Genomic DNA, 24,767 nt, shown 5'->3' with positions numbered 1-24,767 from the left:
CACATAACGGGCCTGGCCCGAACGTCCGGTGGCAGGCCCCCTCTTATATGGGACCCTGCGCCGGTTTCGCTACCGGCTTTTTCCGAAATTCGCCAGGATTCTTGAGAGCTTATTGACCGGCTCCGGCCCTGACGGGCTCGCGCCCCCTGGCCCCGCCCCCTGCCGCGGTCGCCGCGCCGGCGCCTTCCACCGACCAGCTCGCGGCCTCGAGCTCGCCCATGCCGATCATGGTGCGCACGGCGACCTTGATCGGGAAGAGCACGCGGGGGCCCTCCACGGGCGCCAGCCACACGTTCATGTCCCTGTTCTCCTGCATGAACTTGATGGTGGGGCGCTGCGGGCGATGGCCGGAGATCGGCACCCAGCGGACGTTGCAGACGAGGACGGGACCGGAATAGCCCGGGACCTTGATGGTCTTCGTCTCGGAATAGGAGAGCACGATGTTCTGGCGCGCCCCTCCGTCGAAGACCGGGATGGTGCGGTTGCAATTCGCCTGGTCGGTGAGGCTTTTTGACGCCACCGCGGGCATGATGAGGGCGCTCAAGGGATCGATGACCCCCTTCTTGTCGGCCTCCTTGACCGGCACCCGATCCTCCTTCGCCTCGATGGGCGGGACGACCTCGACCTCGGCGACGTTGCCCTCGTCGAGCGCCATGCGCACCACGCGCTGCTCGCCCGAAGACTTGGTGTTGACCGCAAAGCCCCGCGGCTGAGGCTGAGCGCCCGCGATCGTGCCGGAGGCTGTGCCCGCCCCCTTGCCGCCCGTGATCATCTTCACGAGGCCCGAGAGCTTCACGCTGCCCTGCATCTCGTATTTCGGCCCGGTGAAGGTCGACGACAGGTCAGCCTTTCCCAGCGGCAGGCCCGCCAGGGAGAGATTGTAGTTCACCTTGAGCGTCTGGGCAGGCTGAGCCTCGGCCTGAGAGCCGATTCCGGCCAGGCTCACGGTCAACAGGGCTGAAGCGAGGAGGCGCATGGAGATTTTCCCGGGGTGTCCCGTTAGTCTATTCCGTTGCATCGCATGAGATTCCGAATAAATCATGACCGTGGCGACGCAAAAAATGGCGTTGCGCCGCCGCACTATTCTTGACGCGGGCCAGGTTTTCGGCCTATAGCCCTGCACCTTCCAAGGACTTCTGGTGTCCGGCGGCGTGGGATCTGCGATGAGGCAAACCCGCGAATTGAAGCCGCGACCCTTATGACGATAGGATTGAACCCATGTCGCGCCGTTGCGAACTGACCGGCAAGGCCGTGCTGAGTGGCCATCTGGTGAGCCACTCGAACCGCAAGACGAAGCGGAAGTTCCTGCCGAACCTCTGCAACGTCACGCTCCAGTCTGAGACCCTGCAGCGCTCCGTGCGCCTGCGCGTGTCCGCCCATGCTCTGCGCTCCGTCGAGCATCGCGGCGGCCTCGACGCCTTCCTGGCGAAGGCCTCGGCTACCGAGCTGTCGACCACCGCCCTCGCTGTGAAGCGCGAGATCGAGAAGAAGCTCGCGGCTGCGAGCTGATCTCGACCTCTTCCCGTCTTCGACGCTGCGGGCGGCCTCACGGCCGCCCGTTTTGCGTTGCAATCGACGCGCTTATCCTCTCTGCTCCTGCAAGGTCCCTTCCCGTGCAAGACAGAGGACCAGGACCCTCAGGAGCCGGATGAGATGACCGCCCTCGACCGCCGCGACTTCACGATCGCCCTCGTCGCGATGACCATCGTCGTGCTGGCCTCGAACATCCTCGTGCAATATCCCTTCGAGGCCTGGGGCCTCCAGGATTATTTCACCTGGGGCGCGTTCACCTATCCCTTCTCGTTCCTGGTGACGGAGCTGGCCAATCGCCGCTTCGGACCCAAGGGAGCCCGGAGGGTCGTCTATGTGGGCTTCGTCCTGGCGGTCGCGCTCTCGATCGTCCTGGCGACCCCGCGCATCGCCATCGCTTCGGGCAGCGCCTTCCTGACGGCGCAGCTGCTCGATATCGGCATCTTCTCGCGACTGAGGAACATGGCCTGGTGGCTGCCGCCCTTCGCCTCCTCGACGATCTCGGCGGCCGTCGACACGACGATCTTCTTTTCCTTCGCGTTCTATTGCGGCGCGATCCCGGGCCTCGGCCTGACGATCGATCAGGTGCTGGCTCAGGTGGGCATCGCCGATCAGTGCATCGCGCTTCCCTGGGTGACGCTGGGCCTCGCGGATTACGGCGTCAAGCTCGCGCTCTCGGTCTTCTCCATCCTGCCTTATGGCGTGGTGCTGCGCCTCATGAGCCCGGGCCTGGCGCAGCGCGCCACCGTTTAGATCCCTCTCGCGCCGGAGAGCCCGATCAAGAAAACCCGGCGATCACGCCGCGAGGATGAATTCCAGCAGCAGCGTTCGCTGAAGATTGGCGTTGAAATTGTTGTCCGAGATCATCGAGACGACGGTTTCGCGCTCCTCCCGATGAACCGCGAGACCTTCCATGTTGTCGATCCGGTGCGAGGTCTCGCTCTGATAGATCACCTCGCCGTCCACGCTCGCACCGGGCCTCACGGCGGATGGGGCGATGCGGCGCAGGCGGCATTCGAAGCCGCCGAGCAGCGAGAAGCGGCGCTCCAGCACGAGCGCATCGTCGGAATCGAGGAATGCCAGGTCCGTCACGTCGTAGCCGTCGCGGCGCACCAGCTCGAACGAACCCGGCCGCGCGCCCGTGAGAATGAAGCCCCGGCCGCCCTCCGAGATGCCCACGAGCGCGCCCGCGAGGCTTGATCGCGGCGGCGCCAGCGCGAGCGCCTCGAGCCCTCCGTTGTTCGGCAGGTCCTTGAGATCCTCCTTGAGGTTCCCCGGCACCGCGATCGGGACGCCCTGCACGAGCCCCCCTTCCCGATCGCGCTGGAACCGGAGCACCGCGTGGTTGCGCTCGACTCCGACGAACGCCACGCCGCCGGAGATCGCGAGGCTTTCCGTATCGTAATAGGGGGAGCGGCGCGCGGGCGTGCCGTCGCTCAGCAGCAAGGGCGCCATCGCCGCCCGGGAGAGCCCCGATAGCCGCCCGTCCGACATGTCCACGCGCGCGTTCAGGATCTGCGCATTGTCCGCCAGCGCCGCGATCTCCTCACCCTTCGGCGAACGCCAAAGGGCGGAGAAACCACCGAAGGCGGACACGTCCGATCTGAGGACGAGACCGGAGCGGAAAACGAGCGAGCCGAATCGCGTCCGGTCGGGATCGGTGTTGGACAGATGGCTGATCGGCTGAGCCGCGACCCTGATCGGCGTCACGCCATGGAAGGCCTGCGGTCGTTGCGCGAGAGCCGCGCCTGCGACGGCCGCGGCGGTGAGAACACCGCCGCCCGCAAGAAGATTTCGCCGGGTGAGAAGCCTCACCCGTGAGCCCGTCGACGGGGCGCTCCGCGCGCGGGCTGCGCGTTTTCCTCGAACAGCTCCGCGAGTTTTTCGGTCATCACGCCGCCGAGCTCCTCCGCGTCGACGATGGTCACGGCGCGACGGTAATAGCGCGTCACGTCATGGCCGATGCCGATGGCGATGAGCTCGACGGGCGAGCGCGTCTCGATTTCCTCGATGATGTAGCGCAGATGCCGCTCGAGGTAGTTGCCGGGATTGACCGAAAGCGTCGAGTCGTCCACCGGCGCGCCGTCGGAGATCACCATCAGGATGCGCCGCTGCTCGGGCCGGCCGAGCAGGCGCTTGTGCGCCCAGTCGAGCGCCTCGCCGTCGATGTTTTCCTTCAGCAGGCCTTCGCGCATCATCAGGCCCAGGTTCTTGCGCGCGCGCCGCCAGGGCGCATCCGCAGACTTGTAGATGATGTGGCGCAGATCGTTGAGACGCCCGGGATTGGCGGGCTTGCCGCTCTGCAGCCACGTCTCGCGGGACTGTCCGCCCTTCCAGGCGCGGGTCGTGAAGCCGAGGATCTCCACCTTCACGCCGCAGCGCTCGAGCGTGCGCGCGAGAATATCGGCGCAGGTCGCCGCCACCGTGATCGGACGTCCGCGCATGGAGCCCGAATTGTCGAGCAGCAGCGTCACCACCGTATCGCGGAAATTGGTGTCCTGCTCCTGCTTGAAGCTCAAGGGCTGGAACGGATCCATGATGATGCGCGGCAGGCGCACCGGATCGAGCGTTCCCTCTTCCAGGTCGAACTCCCAGGAACGGTTCTGCTGCGCCATCAGGCGGCGCTGCAGGCGGTTGGCGAGACGCCCCACCACGCCCTGAAGATGCGCGAGCTGCTTGTCGAGATAGGCGCGCAGGCGCGTCAGCTCGTCCGCGTCGCAGAGATCCTCCGCATGGATGATCTCGTCGAACTTGTTCGTATAGGCCTTGTAGTCGGGTCCGCGCGCCTCGTTGGAGCGGGACGGCGGGCGCCAGGACTCGCCGGCCTCGTCCGAATCCGCCTCGTCCGCCTCCTCGGGCAACTCGCCGGAAGGGCCATCGGCCTCCTCGGTCGCGCCGTCCTCGATGTCGTCGCTCGAATCCTCGCTGATCTCGACCTCGGCGCGGTCGCCTTGCGATTCCTGCTCGGATTCGCCCTCGCCCTGCTGCTCCTGCTGCTCGGATTCGTTGTCTTCCTCGTTCTCCTCGTCCTCCTGGTCGAGGGACACATCGTCGGCCATGTCCAGGGAGGAGAGCATCTCGCGGATGCCGCGCGCGAAATCGCGCTGGCTGTCGATATTCTTCAACAGCCCGTCGAGGTTCCTGCCCGCGCGCTCCTCGATGAAGTCGCGCCAGAGATCGACGATCTTGGCGGCGGCGGCGGGCGGCTTCTGGCCGGTCAGCCGCTCGCGCACCATGAGCGCCAGCGCATCCTCGATGGGCGCATCGGCGCGGTCGGTGATCTCCTCGTATTTGCCGCCGCGGTGATAGCGGTCCTCCAGCATCGCCGTGATGTTGGAGGAAATGCCGGCCATGCGCCGCGAGCCGATGGATTCCACGCGCGCCTGCTCCACCGCGTCGAACGCGGCGCGGGCGGCCTGTCCCTCGGGGGCGAGCCGACGGTGGAGACCGACGTCGTGACAGGCGAGCCTCAGGGCCATGGAATCCGCGTTGCCGCGCAGAATGGCGACATCCTGGGGCGTGAGCCGGCGGGGCGGCTCCGGCAGGCGGGCCTTCTCCTGGCCCATGAGCACCGGCCGGTCGGACGCGAAGGCGACCTCCAGATCGGGCTTGCGGGCGATAGCCTTCATGGCTCCCGCGATGGAGCGCTTCAGCGGCTCCGCCGGCGCTTCCTTCTTCTCACCCGGCTTGCGGTTCGAGATGGACATCTCACCTCTCCTGACATCCGCTTTCTGTCATCCCCGCGACGGCGGGGATCCATAAACACAGGCTGCTCTCCAGCCTTGCATCGTCAGCGGTTATGGATCCCGGGCTCCGCTTCCGCGGCCCGGGATGACAGGAGTGCAATTACGACAGCACCATGTTCACGGCGCTCTCCGGCAGCTCCTTGCCGAAGGAACGCTGATAGAACTCGGCCACGAGGGCGCGTTCCAGCTCGTCGCACTTGTTGAGGAAGGTGACGCGGAAGGCGAAGCCCGTATCGCCGAAGATCTCGGCATTCTCGGCCCAGGTGATCACCGTGCGCGGGCTCATGACGGTGGAGAGGTCCCCGTTCATGAAGGCGCTTCGGGTGAGGTCGGCCACGCGCACCATCTTGTTGACGATGTCGCGCCCTTCCGGGCTGTCCTGATAATGCTTCGCCTTGGAGAGGACGATGTCCACTTCCTTGTCGTGCGGCAGATAATTGAGCGTGGTGACGATGGACCAGCGGTCCATCTGGCCCTGGTTGATCTGCTGCGTGCCGTGATACAGGCCCGAGGTATCGCCCAGGCCGACCGTGTTGGCGGTGGCGAACAGGCGGAAGGCGGGATGAGGACGGATGACGCGCTTCTGATCGAGCAGCGTGAGCTTGCCGGACTGCTCCAGCACGCGCTGGATCACGAACATCACGTCGGGACGGCCGGCATCGTACTCGTCGAAGACCAGGGCCACGTTGTGCTGCAGCGCCCAGGGAAGAATGCCGTCCTGGAAGGCGGTCACCTGCTTGCCCTCCTGGAGGACGATGGCATCCTTGCCGACCAGGTCGATGCGGGACACGTGGCTGTCCAGGTTCACGCGGACGCAGGGCCAGTTGAGGCGGGCGGCCACCTGCTCGATATGGGTGGACTTGCCCGTGCCGTGATAGCCCGTGATCATCACGCGGCGGTTGCGCGCGAAACCTGCCAGGATGGCCAGCGTCGTCTCCCGGTCGAACAGATAATCCGGATCGAGATCGGGCACATGCTCTTCCGCTTGGGAGAAGGCCGGAACTTCCAGATCCGAATCGATGCCGAAGACCTGTCGCACGGATACCTTCATATCCGGCAGTAGGGTCGTTGTATCGGTTTGTGCCGTCATAGGGGCCTCTCGATCGGATGGTGGTTTCAACTATGTGCCATGGCTTCTTAAACCCCATGGCTGTGCGGTGCAATTTCCTAAACGCCTAAGGGGGCTGCATGAAACGACGGCGCTTCAGCACAGTCCGGCGCTTTTGAGGGTGTCGTGCGCCTTGATGATGTCGCGAAGCCGCTCCTCGAAGGAGCGGTCCCCGCCATTGGCATCCGGGTGGAAGCGTTTCACCAGGGACTTGTATTGGGCCTTGATGGCGGGCCCGTCGGCCGCTTCGTCCAACCCCAGGATGTCCAGCGCCCGTCGGACAGCCCCCGTATAGCGGGGACGCCGGGGCTCGGCTTGCGTCCTGCGGCCGCGCGCCTGGGTGAAATCCTCCCCCCGGAGGATTCCCAAGGGATCGAAATAAGCCCAGTCGCGGGTGTCCTGTTTCGGTTCCGTCTCCTCGGCCTTGCCGGAGGCGTTCACGCCCATGGCCCAGGTGGGGCGGTGCCCGATGACCGCGTCCTTCTGATAGGCTGCGACGGCCGAATCGGACATGCCGGAGAAATAGTTGTAGGATGCGTTGTACTCGCGCACGTGCTGGAGGCAGAAGCGCCAATACTGGCCCTCTCGGTCCCGGCCCTTGGGCGCGCGGTATTCACCCGAGGCCTTGCAGCCGGGATGCTCGCAGGCAGGTCCCTTCGTCTCCCGCGGCTCCTCGCAGGAAGACTTGATCCGGATTCGGTCGAAAAGTGGCGAGTTGAGATCCATGATTCAAACATTATGAGGGGCTTGAGGCCCTGAGCCAAGGCTTAAGAGCTTTTCGCCGCAGACCCGTTCAAAAAGGTTTATCAAGACGCATGACCCTTCATCACTGGATCACGCAAACTCTGCAGGAGCGCCTGCATCCGTCCCAACTGACCGTCACGGACGAGTCGGAACAGCATCGCGGTCACGGCGGATGGCGGGAGGGGGGTGAAACTCACTTCAGGCTTCATATCGTGTCCGAAGCCTTTTCCGGCAAGAGCCGGGTCGAGCGCCACCGCCTCGTCAACGAGGTGCTGAAGGAGGCCTTCGACAGGGGCCTGCACGCCCTGGCCGTCCACGCCAAGGCGCCGGGCGAGTAGCACCTGGCGAGCAGCACCTGGCGAGCAGCACCTGGCGAGCAGCGCTTCTCCCCGCCGTCACGGCCGTCCCCGGAGCACGTCCGGGGACGGCGTTCGGAATGTCATCCTCATCCTGTCGCTATTTGATTCGCTCGAGCACGCTCACGTAATTGGCGACCGCCGCGCCGCCCATGTTGAAGATGCCGCCCAGCACCGGGTTCCCGACCTGGATGCCGCCGGCCTCTTCGCAGAGCTGCATGGCGGACAGGGCATGCATGGACACCCCGGTCGCGCCGATGGGATGTCCCTTGGCCTTGAGTCCGCCGGAGGGGTTCACCGGCAGCCGGCCGTCGCGGTTCGTCCAGCCTTCCTTGACGGCAATCGCCCCCTGCCCGCGCGGGGTGAGCCCCATCGCCTCGTATTCGATGAGCTCGGCGATGGTGAAGCAATCGTGGGTCTCGACGAAGGAGAGGTCGGAGAGCTGGATCCCGGCCTGGTCCAGCGCCCGCCGCCACGCTTCCGCGCAGCCCTCGAAATCGACGATGTCGCGCTTCGACATGGGCAGGAAGTCCTGCGCGTGCGCGCTCGCCCGGAAGGCGACGGCCCGGCGCATGCGCAACGCCGTTTCCGTATCCGCGATCACGAGGGCGGCCGCGCCGTCGGAGACGAGCGAGCAGTCGGTCCGCTTGAGGGGGCCGGCCACGAACGGATTCTTCTCGCTCTCGGCGCGGCAGAACGCGAAGCCGAGATCCTTGCGCATCTGCGCATAGGGGTTGTCCACGCCGTTCTTGTGGTTCTTGGCGGCGATCAGCGCCAGCGCATCGGACTGGTCGCCGTAGCGCTGGAAATACTGGCCCGCGATCTTGCCGAACACGCCGGCGAATCCTCCCGGCGTGTCGCCGTCCTCCGGCAGATAGGAGGCCTTGAGCAGGATATTGCCGATCTCCGGCCCCGGCGTGCGGGTCATCTGCTCGACGCCCACGACCAGCACCGTCCTGGCGCGCTTCGCCTCGATGGTCTTGATGGCCTGGTGCACGGCCGCGGAGCCCGTGGCGCAGGCATTCTCCACCCGGGTAGCGGGCTTGAAGCGGAATGTGTCGCTCGCCTGGAACACCAGGGAGGCCGTGAATTCCTGGGGCGAGAACCCGCCGTTGAAATGGCCGAGCACCACCTCGTCCACATCCTCCGGGCCGATTCCCGCATGGTCCAGCGCTTCGTTGGTCACGCGGACGATGAGGCTCTCGACGCTCTCGGCGTCGAGCTTGCCGAAGGGCGTATGGGCCCAACCGACGATGCAGGCGGTCATGGGGATCTCCTCGGGAGTTTGGTGCCTCGGCATAAGGTGGAATGGTTCCGGCCATTCGGCAAGCTGGCCTCGTTACAGGATGGAGGAGCCTTGAATTTGAGGCGTTCTCGGCCTCCATAGACCTCCCGGAACGAATCAACGGACAAGTCCCATGCGTCTTTGCGTCTTCTGCGGCTCCAGCGCGGGCCAGGATCCCGTCTATGTCGAGACTGCCCGCGTGCTGGGCGAGACCCTGGCGCGAAACGGCATCGAGCTCGTCTATGGCGGCGCCTCGGTCGGCCTGATGGGCGCCGTCGCGGATGCGGTGCTGGCCGCCGGCGGCCGCGTGGTCGGCGTGATGCCCCAATCCCTCGTCGACAAGGAGATCGCCCATGCGGGCCTGAGCGACCTGCGGGTGGTCGGCTCGATGCACGAGCGCAAGGCCCTGATGGCCGAGCTGTCCGACGGCTTCATCGCCCTGCCGGGCGGCCTCGGCACCTTCGAGGAGCTGTTCGAGGTCTGGACCTGGGCCCAGCTCGGCTATCACAAGAAGCCATGCGCCCTGCTCAACGCCGCCGGCTTCTACGACAAGCTGGCGGATTTCCTCGACGATGTGGTGGAACGCGGCTTCATCAAACCCATTCACCGCGCCATGCTGATCGTCCATGACGAACCGGCCGCCCTGATCGATGCGATCCGCCGGTACGAGCCGCCGAAGGTCACGAAATGGATCAAGGCGGGCGAGCGTTGATCGATATCGTCACGGCCCTCATCCGCAACGGGCAAGGCCATGTGCTGCTCGTCCGCAAGCGCGGCACGCAGAGCTTCATGCAGCCGGGCGGCAAGCCCGAACCCGGCGAGAGCGACGAAGCGGCGCTCATGCGGGAGGTGAGCAAAGAGCTCGGCTGCATCCTCGTTCCGGGCTCCGCGCGGGCGCTCGGCGTTTTCGAGGCCCCTGCCGCCAACGAGCCCGGTCAATGGGTGCGGGCCCGGGCCTATGCGGCCCGGATCGAAGGCTCCATCGCCTGCCGGGCCGAGATCGCCGAATATGCCTGGGTGGATCCGCGCGAGCCGTGCGGGCGGATCCTCGCGCCCCTCACGCGGGACACGGTCCTGCCGCTCGCCCTGTCGCTCGAGCGTCAGGCCCTGTAGGCTCCCACCCCTTCCCCTAGGGCAGCATTGTTCGCCTCACGGACCTTGGCGGCGGCCTCGTCATAGAGGAAGGGCAGGAAGGCGAAGCGCCGCCCCGCGGTGACTTTGGACACGGCGTGAAGCAGGGGAGCCGAGAACACGACGGCGCCTCCGAGCGGGGCCTTGTAGCTGCGCGATCCGTATTCGGGGAAGCTCACCTCCCCGCCCTCGAAATCGTCGTTGAGGTTGATCGACACGGCGAATCGCCGGTGGGCCGTTCCCTTGGTGGTGTTGTCTCGGTGCGGACGGAAATGTCCGCCGTCTTCCGCCGCGTAGCAGGAGACGATATAGCGCTCCATGCGGGTCGGGGTGAAGAAATGCACTTTCTCGATCTCGGGATTCACGCGGCGGACGATGCGGCGCTGCAGCTGCCCGATCAGCTCGGAATCCGTGATGGTGAAGTCCTTGCGCCGCTTGTGGTCCGGGTCGTGCGCCGGAACGGTCCTGCCGTCGATCTCGCGCATGAATCCCGATTCCTCTCCCCCATGCGTCTGATAAAGGCCGATGAGATGCCGGCAGAGGGCGGGCTCGAACACGTCCGGAATGACCAGGATGGGTGCCGGCATCTCGAAGCCGGCGAAGCGGTCGACCGGCGGCAGGGCGCTCAGATAAGCCATCACCTCCTCGCGGTCGCTGCCGTCGCTCTTGAAGGGAAAGATGGCGCGGATGCGAAGCGTCGGATTGAGCACCATCCAGAACCGGCGCGCCGGGACCTCCCTCCGGCCCGGCTCGGCATCCTGTGGGATGGCGCCGTAGAGCCGGCCGATGCTTGCGTCGAAATCCCAGAAGTGCCGGATGCCGGGCAGGATCTGGAGGGCCCGCTGCTCCGACAGGTCCGAGGGATCGACGCTCACTCCGAACAGGGCGATCTTGTCGTCGTCGAAGAGACGCCGGTGCGTTTCCTGGACGGTTCTCAGAGCCTCTCGCCCGACCTCGTCCGATCCCGTGCCGTAAAAGCAGAGGACGAGATAACGCCCCGCCGCCGCGTCGAAATGATACCGGGGGTTGCTCGTCGAATTCTGCGAGAACCAGGGAGCGGGATCGCCGACCTGCAGGGCGCGATAGGCAGGTTTCACGATGGCAGAATCGGCAGAATCGGTCATGATGAGATCAACGAGGCGTCGTTTGGTGTAATTTCATATCGTCGGCCTTAATTCATATCGATTGTTCTCGCGTGCCACAAGGCTCGATCCACCGGGAAACAATGGCCGCGCTTGGTTGTTCTTCAAAGGGAGCGGCTCTTGCCACTCTCTTGCCACGGAGTTTGGTACAAAGGTCAGACCGGGATTGCGATGCACTGCCCTTACCTGGTCAAAGCCAGGGTTTGGGACTAACAATATAGCTCAGCTGGCAAGCGGGGCTTTCTGATCCCCTCTCCGAACGTTGCTTAAGTCAAGGAGTCGTTCCTTATGAACGTTAGCCGAGCCCTTCGCGTGACCGCCTTTGCCGTGGCCGCCCTTCTGGGCGGTCAGGCTTGGGCCGCCGGAACCCCCGCCCTCGTGGTCGAGGTCGAGTCCGGCCGCGTGCTGCACGCGGAGCGAGCGACGGATCCGTGGTATCCGGCCTCCATCACCAAGCTTATGACGACCTATGTCGCCCTGGACAAAGTGCGCTCCGGGCAGCTGAGCATGGACACCCTGCTGACGGTGACCGACGGCGCCGCCGCGCTGCCGCCGTCCAAGATGGGCTTCAAGCCGGGCACCCAGATTCGCCTCGACAACGCTCTCAAGATCTTGCTGGTGAAATCGGCGAACGACGTGGCGGCCACCATCGCGGACAACATCGGGGGATCGACCGACGGCTTCGCGGCGCTCATGAACGCCCAGGCGCAGCGGCTCGGCATGACGGGCAGCCATTTCGCCAATCCGCACGGCCTGCCCGACGAGCGCAACCAGACCACCGCCCGCGACATGGCGATCCTCGCCCGCGCCTTGCTGCGGGAGTTTCCCGAATATGAGGACCTGTTCCATATCGGTGCGGTGCAGTTCGGCCGCCGGATCATGCGCAACACCAACGGCCTCATCGGTCGCTATCCGGGTGCGGACGGCATGAAGACCGGCTTCATCTGCTCGTCCGGCTTCAACGTGGTGGCCACCGCCACCCGCAACGGCCGCCATCTGATCACGGTCGTGCTCGGCGCGCCCTCCGCCAACGAGCGAACGATGCAGGCCGCCGAACTCTTCGACCGCGGCTTCAACAGCCGGGTGAACTTCACGAATCCCGAACTCACCGCCCTGCCGGCCTCGGCCAACACCACGCCGCCCGACATGCGCTCGGTGATCTGCGACCGCCGCGGGCCGGTGCCGCAGGAAGACGATGCTCCGGTGGTGGCCGAGGACGACACCTCGAACGTTCCCAATCTCTTCTCATCCGACGTCATGGCCTTCGCGGGCGATACGCAGAAGCCCGTGCGCACGGTGCTTGGCCCCCGCACCGCCGTGCAGCCCGAGCGCGTCTGGGTCGGCCTGAACCCGCCTTCGGAGGCCGAGCTCGCCGCGCAGGCTGCGGCCGAAGAGGCGGCCGAACAGGCCCGTCAGAAGAAGCGGGCGGCCTCCTCCAAGAAGAATGCCAAGCAGGCGGCGAAGAAGCCGGATGTGACGCCCGTGATCGAGGAGGGCGACAAGACCAAGTCCAAAGGCCGCGTCAGCGTGACCGTGAAGCCGGTGACGGGCCATGACAAGAAGGCGCCCGTCAAGAAGGACCAGAAGGCGCAAGCGTCCTCGAAGGCCAAGTCGGCCGCGAACTGATCTATCTTGTCCATGAAGAGCGACGCCCGGCCCCGCGCCGGGCGTTTTGCGTTGCTGCCTCGGGGAGAACCGGAGTGTCGCATCGGCGACAAGACCGCGGGAGGCAAGACCGGACCCGACTTTTCGCCGATGCCCCGGCCTCTTGCATTCCCTGGCGATCCGGGCGAACGGTTACACATTCCGCGAACCCCCTCCTCGACATGACGCGCTCCGCCCACGCCTCCGGCCTCGTCCTCGCCATCGGCTCCGCCGGCCTGTACGGCTTCAACATCGTCTTCGCGCGCATGGCCTCCTTTGCCGGCGCCAGCGGGTCGGCCATCGTGGTCTACCGCGTTTTCGTGATGCTGGCGCTCGTGGCCGCCGTGGCCCTGATGGCGCGGCGTTCGCTCGCCATGGTCCGAAAGGAGCGAGGACAGCTTCTCCTGCTCGGCATCGCCAGCGCCATGCAGGGCATCTGCTATCTGTCCTCCGTCGCGTTCATTCCGGTGACGGTCGCCGCGGTGGTCTTCTACACCTATCCGATCATCATCGTCCTGACGAACCCGCTCGTGGAGAAGACGCCCCTGACGCCTGAGCTTCTAGGCGTAGCCGCGGTCGCATCCGCGGGCGTCTGCCTGGTCGTGGGCCCGGCCTTCACGGGCCTCGACTGGCGCGGCCTGGCGCTCGCCTTCGGCGGCAGCGTCGGGACGGCCGTCCAGTTCTTCGCGGCGGCGCGCTGCGCGAAAACGGACGTGGTGGCGAAGGTGTTCTGGGTTCAGCTGATCGTGCTGCCCACCGCCATCCTCGTCAGCCTCGTGGCCGGGCAGCTCGCGCCGCCGTCGACCCTGGCCCTGGCTCCTTTCGCGGTCGCGATGACCATCGGCGGCTATGTCGGCGGCTTCGTGCTCCAGCTCCTGGCTCTCGGGCGGATCCCGGCGGTCGCGGCCGGCATCATCTTCTGCACGGAGCCGGTGGTCGCCTCCGTCGTCTCGGCGCTGATCCTGGACGAGGTCCTTTCTCCGATACAGGTCGCGGGCGGCACCCTTGTGCTGGCCGCCATCATCGCCAACGTTCTTCTGGAACAGCGCCGTCTGAAGAACGCCCTTCTGATTCCGATTGCGGATTGAGCCATGACGAACACGCCCATGACCCCGCCTCAACCGATCCCGCTGACGATCCTCACGGGCTTCCTGGGAGCGGGCAAGACCACCCTTCTCAACCGGATGCTGAAGGATCCGGCGCTGCAGGATACGGTCGTGATCATCAACGAGTTCGGAGAGATCGGCCTCGACCATCTGCTCGTGGAGACGATCGACGAGGGCATGGTGCTTCTGTCCGCAGGCTGCCTGTGCTGCACCGTACGGGGCGATCTGATCGCAACTCTCGAGGATCTTCTGCGCAAGCGCGACAACGAGCGCATCATGCCCTTCAGGCGCGTGATCATCGAGACCACGGGTCTCGCCGATCCTGCGCCCATTCTCCACGCCGTGCTCTATCACCCGTATCTGTCCATGCGCTACGCGGTCGAGGGCGTGGTGACGGTCATCGATGCGGTGAACGGCCCCCAAACCCTCGATGCGCATCGTGAAGCGGTGAAGCAGGCGGCCGTCGCGGAGCGGATCGTCCTGACCAAGACGGATCTGGCCCAGGACAGGGCAGCCCTCGACGGCCTGAGGGAAAGACTGCACCGGCTCAACCCGGGCGCAACCGTTCTCGAAGGCGACGCACCGGTGGGCGAGATCGTCGCGGGCGGTCTGTTCGATCTCGAGGGCAGGATCGCCGACGTGGCCGAGTGGCTGAAGACGGAAGCCGTGGAAGAGGCCGAGCATGCGAGCCACGCCCATCGGCACGGGCATCATCACCATGGCCATCACGGTCGTCACGACCATCATCACCATCACGACGTGAACCGGCACGACGAGCGTATCCGCGCCTTCTGCCTCACCAGCGACCGGCCGATCCGCCAGGGCACGCTCGACATGTTCCTGGATCTGCTCCGCTCCACTCAAGGCGCGAAGCTCCTGCGCGTGAAGGGGCTCGTCGCTCTCGCGGAAGATCCGGAGCATCCCGTGGTCATTCACGGCGTGCAGCACGTGATCCATGTTCCGGCCATCCTGCCGCGCTGGCCGAACGAGGACCGGCGCAGCCGTCTCGTCTTCATCGTGGACGACCTGGAGCGCGAGACGGTGGAAAAGCTCTGGAACGCCTTTCTCGGACGTCCCGCCGTCGACCAGCCCGATGCGGCCGCGCTCTCGGACAATCCCTTGTCGCTGAGGCGCTAGAGCCTTTTCCGCAAAAGTGGGTGCCGGTTTTGCGAAGAAAAGGCGTCTTTCTCAAACAACAAGAGCCTTTTCCATGAACCGAAGTTCATGGAAAAGGCTCTAGAGCATCGTATGGATCCCCGCCTGCACGGGAACGCCACGGCGAGCCCGAAGCCCGCCAGGATCATGCTGCGGGCCGCTTTCATGTCGCATGAAAGCGGCCCGGTCACGACTGCGCCCGGGCCCCGGAATGCCTCAGTTCACTTTCCGCTGATCGGCCGCGGGAAGAAACTCGTCCGTGAACACGCTCTCCACGGTCGGCTTCTTCTTGTAGCTGAAGGTCAACCCGATCTGGTCGAGAGCCCTGGAGAAACGCTCCTGGTCGATGCCGCCGAAGCCGTTCTCCTTCACCCAGGGCGTGATCATGTTCTGCTCCAGCACCATTTTGAGACGCTCGAGCTCCACGTCCTTCTTGGCGACGTCGTTGCGCCTGATGACCGAATCCACGGCGCTTGCCGGATCCTTGATCGTGTCGTGCACGCCCTTCATGATCGCACGCAGAAGACCCTTCACGGCTTCGGGCTTCTCCTTCGCGAACGTCTCCGACACGATGATGGCGTTGCCGTAGAGATCCACGCCGTAATCGCTCATGAGCAGGACGATGATGTCGTCGGCCGGCACGCCGCGGGACTTCAGGTTGATATAGGACGACATGGCGAAGCCGAACACGGCATCGACTTCGCCCTGCGCCAGCATCGGCTCGCGGACCGGGAACCCCACATTCTCGAACTTCATGCTGGAATCGTCGATGGAGTTGACCGCCTTGAAGATCGGCCATTGCGCAAAGGCGCCGTCCCCGGCCGGCGCACCGAACGTCTTGCCCTGCAGGCTCGAGACGTCCTTGGTGATGCCACGGCTTTTGCGGCCGATGATCGCGAAGGGCGGGCGGTCGTACATCATCATGACCGCCTTGATGTCCGTGCCGGAATTCTCGTCGCGGAAGCGCACCAGCGAGTTCACGTCGCCCAGGCCCGCGTCGTAAGTGCCGGAGGCGACGCGCGAGATCGGCTCGCGGGAGCCCGCTCCCGGATCGATCGTGACGTCCAGTCCCTCGGCCTTGAAATAGCCCTTGTCGAGCGCCACCGCGAAGGGAGCCGCCGGGCCCTCCCAGCGCCAGTCGAGGGAAAACCGCACGGGAGTCTGCGCCTGCGCGACGACAGTGCCGAAAAGCACCGCGGCACCGGCCAGAAGCCCCCTGACCCATTGCGCCTTCGTCGAACGTTCCGACACCATCACCACTACCACCACCTCTGTTCTAGCCGAGCTGTCCCGAATGCCAGCTTTGCCTGGTTGGGACCCATGCAAACAGATCGGTGCGCCGGGTCAAGCCCGTTGCCCGGACAGGCTTGCCCTGAGGGCCGTGATCTGACGAAAAATTGAGCGTCCCCTTCCGTTCGCGGGGTCCTTGAAGCGTTCCGATACCGTCCCCATGTTGGCTTTCGTCGGTGACCGGGCCCCTCTGGCAGGCGCATGAAGCCCTGCGATGTCGGAACCGACGTGGTTCAACAACGGGTTCGGTCATATGCTTGAAGTCTTGGGCTTAAGCTGGCTTGGCACGCCTTTATGGATGTGGCTTGCCTTCTTTGGAATCGTCGTCGCTCTTCTCGTCCTCGACCTCGGCGTGCTGCATCGCAAGCACCGCGAGATCGGCGTGCGCGAGAGTCTTCTCATGAGCGCCTTCTACATCACCCTCGGCGTCGCCTTCGGCGGCTTCGTCTGGTGGCACATCGGCCCCGAGGCGGGCATGAACTACCTGACCGGCTTTGCGGTCGAAAAGGCGCTGGCGATGGACAACGTGTTCGTCATCGCCATGATCTTCTCCTTCTTCGCCGTGCCGCGCCTCTATCAGCATCGGGTGCTGTTCTGGGGCATTCTGGGCGTCATCCTCCTGCGCGCCCTCATGATCGGCTTCGGCGCGGCGGTGATCTCCCAGTTCTCATGGGTGCTCTATCTCTTCGCCGCGTTCCTCATCGGCACGGGCGTGAAGATGCTCGCCTTCTCGGACACGGAATACGACATCGGGAAGAATCCGGTGATCGGCTTCATGCGGCGGCGCTTCAATGTCACCGACGAACACCATGGTCAGCACTTCTTCGTGAAGAAGCCGCATCCGAAGACCGGCAGGCTCGCGTGGTTCATGACGCCGCTCTTCATGGCGCTCGTGCTCGTCGAAATCGCGGACGTGATCTTCGCCGTGGATTCGGTTCCGGCCATCTTCGCCATCACGACGGACCCGTTCATCGTCTACACGTCGAACATCTTCGCGATCCTGGGCCTGCGCGCGCTCTATTTCGCGCTCGCCGCCATGGTGCACCGCTTCCATTACCTGAAATACGCCCTGGCATTCGTGCTGATCTTCATCGGCTCCAAGATCTTCGTGGCCGACCTTTTGGGCCTTGCGAAGATCCCGGCTCCGGTCTCGCTCGGCGTGACCTTCGCGATCCTGGCCGCGGGCGTGGGGTGGAGCCTCTGGAAAACACGCGACGAAGCTCCTGAAGGCGACCGGGTCGCCGGCTGATTCCCGTCGCCTCCTGAAGACGTCATGGCCGGACCTGATCCGGCCATGATCGTGCAACGGCATCAGACCGGCAGCACGCCGTCGCTCTTGACCTCCTCCATCACCGCATAGGTGCGGGTCTCCTTGACGCCGGGCAGCGCCAGCAGGATCTCTCCGAGGAAATGGCGGTAGGCTCCCATGTCGGCGACGCGCGTCTTGACCAGATAGTCGAACCCGCCCGCCACCATGTGGCATTCGAGAACCTCGGGTGCCCGCTTCACGGCGTCCGCGAATTTCTCGAAGACGTCCGGCGTGGTCTTGTCGAGGGAGACTTCCACGAAGACCAGAAGCTCCAGGCCGAGCCGATGGGGATCGAGCCTCGCCCCGAAGCCCGCGATATAGCCCTCCCGCTGCAGGCGCTTCACCCGGTCGCCGGTGGAGGTCGCCGAAAGGCCGACCTGCTCGGCGAGGTCCACCGTGGAAATCCTGCCATCTTGCTGCAACAGCTTCAGGATCTTCCTATCGATCCGGTCAATTTCCGTCATTTTCACGCCTGTTTGCCAGCTTGGCCGCATATCTTAAGGACAAAGCCGTAATATTGCCATCGAAACGCGGCCGGGGACCGCTTATATGTTGGGAAACTTTCAGAGGCCCACCATGACCTTCAACCCCAGCATCGCGCTTTCCTTCAATCCGCCCTTCGCCGAGGACGACAAGGCGATCGCCGCCCGCCTTCTGGCGAGCTCCCGCCTGCCTCCGGAGCGTGAACACCGCGTGGACGAGCGCGCCACGCGATTGATCGAGGCCATCCGGGCCAAGGGCAGCGGCCTCGGCGGAGTGGAGGAGATGCTGCGGGAATATGCCCTTTCCACCAAGGAGGGCCTGGCCCTCATGGTGCTGGCGGAAGCGCTGCTGCGGGTGCCCGATGCCGCCACCGCCGACAAGCTCATCGAGGACAAGCTCGGCCAGGCGGATTTCGCCGGGCACGAGGCGAAGTCCGATGCCTTCCTTGTTTCGGCTTCGGCCTGGGCGCTCGGCATCACGGCCCGGGTGATCCAGCCGGGAGAGACGCCGGAGAGCATCCTGGGCCAGCTCACGAAGCGCATCGGTGTTCCCGCCGTCCGCACCGCCACCCGTCAGGCCATGCGCGTGATGGGCAACCACTTCGTACTGGGCCAAACGATCGAGGAGGCGCTCAAGCGCGCCTCTTCCTCCAAGGGCCGCATCTATCGTTACTCCTTCGACATGCTGGGCGAAGGAGCCCGCACGGCGGATGACGCGCGGCGCTACTTCGAGTCCTACGCCTCCGCCATCGACGCCATCGGCCGCTCGGCCGGCAACGAGCCGCTGCCGAACCGCCCCGGTATTTCCGTGAAGCTCTCGGCGCTGCACCCGCGTTACGAGGCGACGAGCCGCGACCGGGTGATGCGCGAGCTCGTCCCTCTGGTGATCCAGCTCGCCCAGCAGGCGAAGTCCTACGACCTCAACTTCACCATCGATGCCGAGGAAGCCGACCGTCTCGAACTCTCGCTCGAGGTGATCGAGGCCGTGGTGGCCGATCCGTCGCTGGCGGACTGGAAGGGCTTCGGCCTTGCCATTCAGGCCTATCAGAAGCGCGCGGGCTCCGTGGTCGACGCGATCGCGGCCATCGCTGAACGCCATGATCGCCAGATGATGGTGCGTCTCGTGAAGGGTGCCTACTGGGACACCGAGGTCAAGCGCGCCCAGGAGCGCGGGCTCGACGATTATCCGGTCTTCACCCGCAAGGCGATGACGGACCTGCATTACGTCGCCTGCGCCGAGAAGATGCTCAGCCTGCGCCCGCGCATCTATCCGCAATTCGCCACCCACAACGCCCTCACGGTCGCGTCCATTCTCGAGCGCGCCGGCGGCACGGAGGGCTACGAATTCCAGCGTCTGCACGGCATGGGCGAAGCGCTCTATGCGCGCCTGCTGGAGGACAATCCGGGCCTGGCCTGCCGCGCCTATGCGCCGGTCGGCGGCCACCGCGATCTGCTGGCCTATCTCGTGCGCCGCCTGCTGGAGAACGGCGCGAACTCCTCCTTCGTGTCGGTGGCTGCCGATCCGAACGTGCCGGTGGAGGCCCTGCTCAAGCGGCCGGCCGACATCATCGTCTCGGCCGATCAGGCGCGGCACCCGAAGGTGCCGCTGCCCCGCGACCTCTACGGAGCCGGGCGCGCCAATTCGAAGGGCGTGGAGTTCGGTCATCGTACCTCGCTCGAAGGGTTGCTCAAGGAGATCTCGCAGGCGGGCCAGCGGAGCTTCCGCGCCGATCCCCTGATCGACGGCAAAGCCGCGCCCGGGGAGACGCGCCCGGTCGTCAGCCCCGTCGACGGAACGACGGTCGTCGGCCAGGTGGCGGAAGCGACGCCGGAGGTCGCCGACCGCGCCATGGCGTCGGCCTGGGCGGGCTTCGGTCCCTGGAGCCGTACGGATGCCGATGTCCGCGCCAAAGCACTGGAGCGGGCGGCCGATCTCCTGGAGGAGCGACGCGGCGCGCTGCTGCATCTGCTGCAGATCGAGGCGGGCAAGACCCTCGACGACGCGCTTTCGGAAGTCCGTGAAGCGGTCGATTTCTGCCGCTATTACGCGGTCCAGGGCCGGACGCTCTTCGGCTCCGGCGAGGCGATGCCCGGGCCGACCGGCGAGAGCAACGTGCTGCGCCTGCGGGGACGCGGCGTGTTCGTGGCGATCTCTCCCTGGAATTTCCCGCTCGCGATCTTCCTCGGGCAGGTGAGCGCGGCCCTGATGGCGGGCAACGCCGTCGTGGCGAAGCCCGCCGAGCAGACGCCGCTGATCGCCGATATGGCGGTTCGCATGCTGCATGAGGCGGGCGTGCCGAAGACCGCCCTTCATCTCGTTCCGGGTGACGGCCGCGTGGGCGCGCGCCTCGTCGAGCACAGGGATGTGGCGGGCGTCGTGTTCACCGGCTCGACCGAGGTGGCTCGAATCATCAACCGGACCCTCGCGAACAAGGATGCGGCCATCGTCCCGCTGATCGCGGAAACCGGCGGCATCAACGCCATGATCGTCGACGCGACGGCGCTTCCGGAGCAAGTCGCCGACGACGTGGTGATGTCGGCCTTCCGTTCGGCGGGCCAGCGCTGCTCGGCCCTGCGGCTCCTGTGCGTGCAGGAGGACGTGGCGGACCGGATGATCGAGATGATCGCGGGCAATGCCCGCGAACTGAAGCTAGGCGATCCGCGGGACATTTCGGTCCAGGTGGGGCCGGTGATCGACCGCGAGGCGAAAGACAAGCTCGACGCCCATATCGCCGCCATGCAGACGCAGGCGAAGGTGCGCTACGCGGGCACCGCGCCCGGCGCGGGGACCTTCGTGGCGCCGCATATTTTCGAACTCAACCGGCCGCACGATCTGGCCCAGGAGGTGTTCGGCCCGGTGCTGCACGTGGTGCGGTACAAGGCCAATCGCCTCAAGGACGTGATTCAGGCCGTCGAGGGGACGGGATATGGCCTGACGCTCGGGGTTCACTCGCGCATCGACGCCACCGTGAAACGCATCGTCGATGCGCTCTCCGTGGGCAATGTCTATGTGAACCGCAACATGATCGGCGCTGTGGTCGGCGTGCAGCCCTTCGGCGGCCATGGCCTGTCGGGCACGGGCCCGAAGGCGGGCGGCCCTCACTACCTGCTGCGGTTCGCAACGGAGCAGACCGTGACGATCAACACGGCGGCTGCGGGCGGAAACGCCAATCTGATTGCGATGGGCGAGTAATCGTCGGATCGCTCGTGTCTCCCGTGATGCCCGGTCTTGCACCGGGCATCTCCATCTTCGGAGCCGGGGACTGCCTTGCCGGTCAGAGGGACTGCCTTGCCGGTCAACGGAACGCGGAGCGCCCGACTTGCTCCCACGGACCGCCGCGATACCACCAGAGATCCACCCCGATGCCTGTGGCTTCGAACGGCACGAACTCGGCCGTGAGCCTTGCCAGCAGGTCGCTCGCGTCTTTGGGATCGACGTTGTTCTGGACCGTGACGTGGGGCCGGTGCTTCTGCCTGTCCTGAGCCGTCAGCCAGGGCGCCCATTCACGAGCGAGGCCGCTGCGAAAACCCGTGAGTTCGGGAGCGTCGAGCGTGTAGGCGACGCCGCGTCCGAGCGAGAGCAGGCCGGTGACGCTCAGCGGGAATCGGGCCCGTTCCCGGCAGGTTCGTTCAAGGACATCCTGGATGGCGGCAACCCGCTCGCCGGGCAGCTGGTGGAATAGCGTCAGATGCGCCGGAATGAAGTTTCGCTCGGGCGGGAAATAGCGCCGCCTCTTTTCGTCGAGAAAGGCGAAGGAGCGCTCGTCGAGAGCAAGGGTCAGGATCAGAGGCGCAGACTTGGTCATGCCAAGAAAAACCCGGCTCGGGGCCGGGTTGTTTCGATTCAGTAGTTCAGCGCCGCCTTGGCTTCGCGCAGCTGCGCGATGGTCGATTCGGCGGCGTGCTTGGCGGCGGGCTCCGCGGTGGAGTCCCAGATCATCTCGGCCTGGAGGATTTCCTTGTCCAGGACCTCCTGCGTCAGCTCCTCCTCGGGAAGAGCGCGCTCGGCCAGCACCGTGAGGCCGTTCTGGTTGATGTCGGCGAATCCGCCGCGCACCAGCACCCGACGGCCGTTGCCGGGATTGCTCGTGATGACGAGGAAGCCGGTCTTGAGGGTCGTCATCGTCGGCGCGTGACCGGCGAGAACCGTCATGTCGCCTTCGCTCGCGGGCAGGACAACCGCGTCGACGGAGCCTGAGAACAGCACGCGCTCGGGAGCGACGAGTTCGAAAGTGAAGGTGGCCATCTGAACTTCTCGTCATCCGCCGCTCGAGGGAGCGGTCCGGGGTCGTTGGAGACAGGCTTTAAAAGCGAGTCCCGGAGCGTGAGGGCACGCTCCGGGACGAGCCATACGTTCAATTAAGCAGCTTCGGCCGCGAGGCGCTGGGCCTTCTCGATCGCTTCCTCGATGGTGCCGACCATGTAGAAGGCGGCCTCAGGGAGGTGATCGTACTGGCCGTCGACGAGGCCCTTGAAGCCCTTGATGGTGTCTTCAAGCGCGACGAGCTTGCCGGGCGAGCCGGTGAACACTTCCGCCACGTGGAAGGGCTGCGACAGGAAGCGCTCGATCTTGCGGGCGCGGGCCACGGAGAGCTTGTCCTCTTCCGAGAGCTCGTCCATGCCCAGGATCGCGATGATGTCCTGGAGCGCCTTGTAGCGCTGCAGCACCTGCTGGACCTGACGGGCGACGTTGTAGTGCTCCTCGCCGACGATGGCGGCGGACAGCATGCGCGAGGTCGAGTCGAGCGGGTCCACGGCCGGGTAGATGCCCTTCTCGGCGATCGAACGCGACAGCACGGTCGTGGCGTCGAGGTGGGCGAAGGACGTGGCCGGCGCCGGGTCGGTCAGATCGTCTGCGGGCACGTAGATGGCCTGCACCGAGGTGATCGAGCCCTTGGTGGTGGTGGTGATGCGCTCCTGCAGGGCGCCCATGTCGGTGGAGAGCGTCGGCTGATAGCCCACGGCCGAGGGGATACGGCCGAGAAGCGCCGACACCTCGGACCCTGCCTGGGTGAAGCGGAAGATGTTGTCCACGAAGAACAGCACGTCCTGGCCCTGGTCGCGGAAGTGCTCGGCGACCGTCAGGCCGGTGAGCGCGACGCGGGCGCGGGCGCCCGGGGGCTCGTTCATCTGGCCGTACACGAGAGCGCATTTGGAACCGGCGGCCGAGCCGTTGTTCTCGGCCGGGTTCACGTTTACGCGCGATTCGATCATCTCATGATAGAGGTCGTTGCCTTCGCGGGTGCGCTCGCCGACGCCGGCGAACACGGAGTAGCCGCCGTGCGCCTTCGCGACGTTGTTGATGAGCTCCATGATGAGCACGGTCTTGCCGACGCCTGCACCGCCGAAGAGGCCGATCTTACCGCCCTTGGCGTAGGGAGCGAGCAGGTCGACGACCTTGATGCCCGTCACGAGGATCTGGCCCTCGGTGGACTGCTCGGCATAGGACGGAGCGGGCTGGTGGATGGCGCGCTCGGTCTCGCCAACGATGGGGCCGGCCTCGTCCACGGGCTCGCCGATGACGTTCATGATGCGGCCGAGGGTGGCGGCTCCGACCGGCACGGAGATCGGGGCTCCGGTGTCGGTAACTTCCTGGCCGCGCACCAGACCCTCGGAGGTGTCCATGGCGATGCAGCGCACGGTGTTCTCGCCGAGCTGCTGCGAGACTTCGAGCACCAGGCGGTTGCCCTGGTTGGTGGTCTCGAGAGCGTTGAGGATCTCGGGGAGATGGCCCTCGAACTGCACGTCGACGACGGCGCCGATGACCTGCGTGATGTGGCCGACGTTGCCGGCGGGATTAGCGGTGTTAGCCATGTGAGGCTCCTCTCGGATTCGTCAGAGCGCCTCGGCGCCCGAAATGATTTCGATCAGTTCCTTGGTGATCATCGCCTGACGCGACCGGTTGTAGGTCATCGTCTGCTTCTTGATCATCTCGCCCGCGTTGCGGGTCGCGTTGTCCATGGCGCTCATGCGGGCGCCCTGTTCGGAGGCGGCGTTCTCCAGGAGCGCGCGGAAGACCTGAACCGTGAGATTGCGCGGCAGGAGCGTCGTCAGAATCTCGCCCTCGTCGGGCTCGTAATCGTAGACCGCGTCCGATGCGGTGCCGGTGGCTTCGATCTGGGCGGGAATGATCTGCTGCGCGGTCGGGATCTGGGCGATCACGGAGCGGAACCGCGAGTAGAACAGAGTTGCCACATCGAATTCACCGGCCTCGAAGAGGCCGAGCACCTTCTGGGCGATCTGATCCGCCTGCTCGAAGCCGATCTGACGCACGGAGCGGAGATCGACGAGATCGATGATCTGCGCGGCGAACTGGCGACGCAGGATATCGTAGCCCTTCTTGCCGACGCAGATGATCTTGACCGTCTTGCCTTCGGCGAGGAGCCGGTTGGCGTGCTCGCGGGCAAGACGCGCGATCGAGGAGTTGAACGCACCGCACAGGCCGCGCTCGGCCGTGCAGACGACCAGGAGATGAACCCGGTCGGCGCCCGTTCCGGCCAGCAGACGCGGCGTCTCGGGCCCGACCGTGATGCCGGACGCGAGATTGCCGAGCACCGTGGCCATGCGCTCCGCATAGGGACGCGCGGCCTCCGCCGCGGTCTGCGCGCGGCGCAGCTTCGCGGCGGCGACCATCTGCATGGCCTTGGTGATCTTCTGCGTCGCCTTGACCGAGGCGATGCGGTTACGAAGGTCTTTCAAGCTCGGCATCGAGCGGCCCTACCCTCTCCGGAATTCCGGC

23 protein-coding genes are annotated in these 24,767 nt (G+C 65.6%); 10 read left to right on the top strand and 13 right to left on the bottom strand.

Annotated elements, in window-relative coordinates; translation table 11 throughout:
* Positions 1-109: 109 nt before the first annotated feature.
* Complete coding sequence (locus RE429_RS02635) at positions 110-976, bottom strand: DUF3108 domain-containing protein (protein ID WP_414472832.1); 867 nt, start codon at positions 974-976, stop codon at positions 110-112.
* A 242-nt stretch (positions 977-1,218) separates the two neighbouring features.
* On the opposite strand from RE429_RS02635, the gene rpmB reads away from it, so the two are divergent.
* Together rpmB and RE429_RS02625 are read left to right on the top strand one after the other, a co-directional pair.
* Complete coding sequence (rpmB, locus tag RE429_RS02630) at positions 1,219-1,509, top strand: 50S ribosomal protein L28 (protein WP_370435880.1); 291 nt, start codon at positions 1,219-1,221, stop codon at positions 1,507-1,509.
* Between the two features lie 144 nt (positions 1,510-1,653).
* Entirely contained in the window at positions 1,654-2,283 is a 630-nt protein-coding gene (locus RE429_RS02625) for a queuosine precursor transporter (protein WP_414472831.1), read from the top strand.
* Positions 2,284-2,325: 42 nt separating this feature from the next.
* On the opposite strand, the gene RE429_RS02620 is transcribed toward RE429_RS02625, so the two are convergent.
* The 4 genes from RE429_RS02620 to RE429_RS02605 all read right to left on the bottom strand — a co-directional run bounded on the left by RE429_RS02620 (position 2,326) and on the right by RE429_RS02605 (position 7,110).
* On the bottom strand, positions 2,326-3,345 hold the full coding sequence (locus tag RE429_RS02620) for an esterase-like activity of phytase family protein (protein WP_414472830.1): 1,020 nt from the start codon (positions 3,343-3,345) through the stop codon (positions 2,326-2,328).
* Entirely contained in the window at positions 3,342-5,237 is a 1,896-nt protein-coding gene (gene cobT, locus RE429_RS02615) for a cobaltochelatase subunit CobT (protein WP_414472829.1), read from the bottom strand. The genes RE429_RS02620 and cobT overlap by 4 nt, the downstream gene beginning before the upstream one ends.
* Before the next feature lie 139 nt (positions 5,238-5,376).
* On the bottom strand, positions 5,377-6,366 hold the full coding sequence (cobS, locus tag RE429_RS02610) for a cobaltochelatase subunit CobS (RefSeq protein WP_370435876.1): 990 nt from the start codon (positions 6,364-6,366) through the stop codon (positions 5,377-5,379).
* A gap of 114 nt (positions 6,367-6,480) precedes the next feature.
* Complete coding sequence (locus RE429_RS02605) at positions 6,481-7,110, bottom strand: J domain-containing protein (RefSeq protein WP_414472828.1); 630 nt, start codon at positions 7,108-7,110, stop codon at positions 6,481-6,483.
* 89 nt (positions 7,111-7,199) lie between these two features.
* Between RE429_RS02605 and RE429_RS02600 the strand changes: the two genes are divergently transcribed.
* The gene (locus tag RE429_RS02600) at positions 7,200-7,466 is read left to right on the top strand and encodes a BolA family protein (protein WP_414472827.1); all 267 of its coding nucleotides are present in this window, start codon (positions 7,200-7,202) and stop codon (positions 7,464-7,466) included.
* A 118-nt stretch (positions 7,467-7,584) separates the two neighbouring features.
* Here RE429_RS02600 and RE429_RS02595 read toward each other — a convergent pair whose 3' ends face one another.
* Positions 7,585-8,751 (bottom strand): acetyl-CoA acetyltransferase, encoded by a 1,167-nt coding sequence (locus RE429_RS02595; RefSeq protein WP_414472826.1) that lies wholly within the window; start codon positions 8,749-8,751, stop codon positions 7,585-7,587.
* A gap of 151 nt (positions 8,752-8,902) precedes the next feature.
* Between RE429_RS02595 and RE429_RS02590 the strand changes: the two genes are divergently transcribed.
* Together RE429_RS02590 and RE429_RS02585 are read left to right on the top strand one after the other, a co-directional pair.
* Positions 8,903-9,481: a TIGR00730 family Rossman fold protein gene (locus RE429_RS02590; RefSeq protein WP_414472825.1), complete on the top strand. Its 579-nt coding sequence runs from the start codon at positions 8,903-8,905 to the stop codon at positions 9,479-9,481.
* Entirely contained in the window at positions 9,478-9,882 is a 405-nt protein-coding gene (locus RE429_RS02585; protein ID WP_414472824.1) for an NUDIX hydrolase, read from the top strand. The genes RE429_RS02590 and RE429_RS02585 overlap by 4 nt, the downstream gene beginning before the upstream one ends.
* On the opposite strand, the gene RE429_RS02580 is transcribed toward RE429_RS02585, so the two are convergent.
* A complete protein-coding gene (locus tag RE429_RS02580; protein WP_414472823.1) occupies positions 9,870-11,024 on the bottom strand; it encodes a 2OG-Fe(II) oxygenase in 1,155 nt (384 codons plus the stop codon). The two genes, RE429_RS02585 and RE429_RS02580, sit on opposite strands and share 13 nt — an antisense overlap.
* A gap of 306 nt (positions 11,025-11,330) precedes the next feature.
* On the opposite strand from RE429_RS02580, the gene RE429_RS02575 reads away from it, so the two are divergent.
* The 3 genes from RE429_RS02575 to RE429_RS02565 all read left to right on the top strand — a co-directional run bounded on the left by RE429_RS02575 (position 11,331) and on the right by RE429_RS02565 (position 14,929).
* Positions 11,331-12,668 (top strand): D-alanyl-D-alanine carboxypeptidase family protein, encoded by a 1,338-nt coding sequence (locus RE429_RS02575; RefSeq protein ID WP_414472822.1) that lies wholly within the window; start codon positions 11,331-11,333, stop codon positions 12,666-12,668.
* A gap of 200 nt (positions 12,669-12,868) precedes the next feature.
* Entirely contained in the window at positions 12,869-13,774 is a 906-nt protein-coding gene (locus tag RE429_RS02570) for a DMT family transporter (RefSeq protein WP_414472821.1), read from the top strand.
* Positions 13,775-13,777: 3 nt separating this feature from the next.
* Complete coding sequence (locus RE429_RS02565) at positions 13,778-14,929, top strand: CobW family GTP-binding protein (protein WP_414472820.1); 1,152 nt, start codon at positions 13,778-13,780, stop codon at positions 14,927-14,929.
* 234 nt (positions 14,930-15,163) lie between these two features.
* Here the strand turns inward: RE429_RS02565 and RE429_RS02560 are convergent, their stop codons facing one another.
* Entirely contained in the window at positions 15,164-16,201 is a 1,038-nt protein-coding gene (locus RE429_RS02560; RefSeq protein ID WP_414472819.1) for an ABC transporter substrate-binding protein, read from the bottom strand.
* Between the two features lie 250 nt (positions 16,202-16,451).
* Between RE429_RS02560 and RE429_RS02555 the strand changes: the two genes are divergently transcribed.
* The gene (locus RE429_RS02555; RefSeq protein WP_414472818.1) at positions 16,452-17,486 is read left to right on the top strand and encodes a TerC family protein; all 1,035 of its coding nucleotides are present in this window, start codon (positions 16,452-16,454) and stop codon (positions 17,484-17,486) included.
* A gap of 62 nt (positions 17,487-17,548) precedes the next feature.
* Here the strand turns inward: RE429_RS02555 and RE429_RS02550 are convergent, their stop codons facing one another.
* Positions 17,549-18,010 (bottom strand): Lrp/AsnC ligand binding domain-containing protein, encoded by a 462-nt coding sequence (locus RE429_RS02550; RefSeq protein WP_414472817.1) that lies wholly within the window; start codon positions 18,008-18,010, stop codon positions 17,549-17,551.
* A gap of 112 nt (positions 18,011-18,122) precedes the next feature.
* Here RE429_RS02550 and putA point away from each other — a divergent pair, with 112 nt between their 5' ends.
* Positions 18,123-21,221, top strand: a complete 3,099-nt coding sequence (gene putA, locus RE429_RS02545; RefSeq protein WP_414472816.1) for a bifunctional proline dehydrogenase/L-glutamate gamma-semialdehyde dehydrogenase PutA — start codon at positions 18,123-18,125, stop codon at positions 21,219-21,221.
* Positions 21,222-21,324: 103 nt separating this feature from the next.
* Here putA and RE429_RS02540 read toward each other — a convergent pair whose 3' ends face one another.
* From RE429_RS02540 to RE429_RS02525, 4 genes are all read right to left on the bottom strand, one after another.
* Positions 21,325-21,834, bottom strand: coding sequence for a 2'-5' RNA ligase family protein (locus tag RE429_RS02540; protein WP_414472815.1), 510 nt, complete (start codon positions 21,832-21,834; stop codon positions 21,325-21,327).
* A gap of 38 nt (positions 21,835-21,872) precedes the next feature.
* The gene (locus RE429_RS02535) at positions 21,873-22,274 is read right to left on the bottom strand and encodes a F0F1 ATP synthase subunit epsilon (protein WP_414472814.1); all 402 of its coding nucleotides are present in this window, start codon (positions 22,272-22,274) and stop codon (positions 21,873-21,875) included.
* A 113-nt stretch (positions 22,275-22,387) separates the two neighbouring features.
* Positions 22,388-23,842, bottom strand: a complete 1,455-nt coding sequence (atpD, locus tag RE429_RS02530) for a F0F1 ATP synthase subunit beta (RefSeq protein ID WP_370435860.1) — start codon at positions 23,840-23,842, stop codon at positions 22,388-22,390.
* Positions 23,843-23,863: 21 nt separating this feature from the next.
* A complete protein-coding gene (locus RE429_RS02525; protein ID WP_414472813.1) occupies positions 23,864-24,736 on the bottom strand; it encodes a F0F1 ATP synthase subunit gamma in 873 nt (290 codons plus the stop codon).
* Positions 24,737-24,767: the final 31 nt, after the last annotated feature.

The sequence above is a fragment of the Microvirga sp. M2 genome, from assembly GCF_047497095.1.
In the GTDB taxonomy this organism is placed as follows: Bacteria; Pseudomonadota; Alphaproteobacteria; order Rhizobiales; family Beijerinckiaceae; genus Microvirga.
This window is presented reverse-complemented; position numbering and strand designations above follow the sequence as displayed.

What these genes read in the sequence shown, in the direction of transcription:
- RE429_RS02535 (WP_414472814.1), bottom strand. Translation starts at nt 22,274, where the DNA reads ATGGCCACCTTCACTTTCGAACTCGTCGCTCCCGAGCGCGTGCTGTTC.
- RE429_RS02540 (WP_414472815.1), bottom strand. Translation starts at nt 21,834, where the DNA reads ATGACCAAGTCTGCGCCTCTGATCCTGACCCTTGCTCTCGACGAGCGC.
- cobS (WP_370435876.1), bottom strand. Translation starts at nt 6,366, where the DNA reads ATGACGGCACAAACCGATACAACGACCCTACTGCCGGATATGAAGGTA.
- putA (WP_414472816.1), top strand. Translation starts at nt 18,123, where the DNA reads ATGACCTTCAACCCCAGCATCGCGCTTTCCTTCAATCCGCCCTTCGCC.
- RE429_RS02550 (WP_414472817.1), bottom strand. Translation starts at nt 18,010, where the DNA reads ATGACGGAAATTGACCGGATCGATAGGAAGATCCTGAAGCTGTTGCAG.
- RE429_RS02525 (WP_414472813.1), bottom strand. Translation starts at nt 24,736, where the DNA reads ATGCCGAGCTTGAAAGACCTTCGTAACCGCATCGCCTCGGTCAAGGCG.
- RE429_RS02605 (WP_414472828.1), bottom strand. Translation starts at nt 7,110, where the DNA reads ATGGATCTCAACTCGCCACTTTTCGACCGAATCCGGATCAAGTCTTCC.
- rpmB (WP_370435880.1), top strand. Translation starts at nt 1,219, where the DNA reads ATGTCGCGCCGTTGCGAACTGACCGGCAAGGCCGTGCTGAGTGGCCAT.
- RE429_RS02595 (WP_414472826.1), bottom strand. Translation starts at nt 8,751, where the DNA reads ATGACCGCCTGCATCGTCGGTTGGGCCCATACGCCCTTCGGCAAGCTC.
- RE429_RS02625 (WP_414472831.1), top strand. Translation starts at nt 1,654, where the DNA reads ATGACCGCCCTCGACCGCCGCGACTTCACGATCGCCCTCGTCGCGATG.
- RE429_RS02560 (WP_414472819.1), bottom strand. Translation starts at nt 16,201, where the DNA reads ATGGTGTCGGAACGTTCGACGAAGGCGCAATGGGTCAGGGGGCTTCTG.
- RE429_RS02580 (WP_414472823.1), bottom strand. Translation starts at nt 11,024, where the DNA reads ATGACCGATTCTGCCGATTCTGCCATCGTGAAACCTGCCTATCGCGCC.
- RE429_RS02565 (WP_414472820.1), top strand. Translation starts at nt 13,778, where the DNA reads ATGACGAACACGCCCATGACCCCGCCTCAACCGATCCCGCTGACGATC.
- atpD (WP_370435860.1), bottom strand. Translation starts at nt 23,842, where the DNA reads ATGGCTAACACCGCTAATCCCGCCGGCAACGTCGGCCACATCACGCAG.
- RE429_RS02570 (WP_414472821.1), top strand. Translation starts at nt 12,869, where the DNA reads ATGACGCGCTCCGCCCACGCCTCCGGCCTCGTCCTCGCCATCGGCTCC.
- RE429_RS02600 (WP_414472827.1), top strand. Translation starts at nt 7,200, where the DNA reads ATGACCCTTCATCACTGGATCACGCAAACTCTGCAGGAGCGCCTGCAT.
- RE429_RS02635 (WP_414472832.1), bottom strand. Translation starts at nt 976, where the DNA reads ATGCGCCTCCTCGCTTCAGCCCTGTTGACCGTGAGCCTGGCCGGAATC.
- RE429_RS02575 (WP_414472822.1), top strand. Translation starts at nt 11,331, where the DNA reads ATGAACGTTAGCCGAGCCCTTCGCGTGACCGCCTTTGCCGTGGCCGCC.
- RE429_RS02590 (WP_414472825.1), top strand. Translation starts at nt 8,903, where the DNA reads ATGCGTCTTTGCGTCTTCTGCGGCTCCAGCGCGGGCCAGGATCCCGTC.
- RE429_RS02555 (WP_414472818.1), top strand. Translation starts at nt 16,452, where the DNA reads ATGTCGGAACCGACGTGGTTCAACAACGGGTTCGGTCATATGCTTGAA.
- cobT (WP_414472829.1), bottom strand. Translation starts at nt 5,237, where the DNA reads ATGTCCATCTCGAACCGCAAGCCGGGTGAGAAGAAGGAAGCGCCGGCG.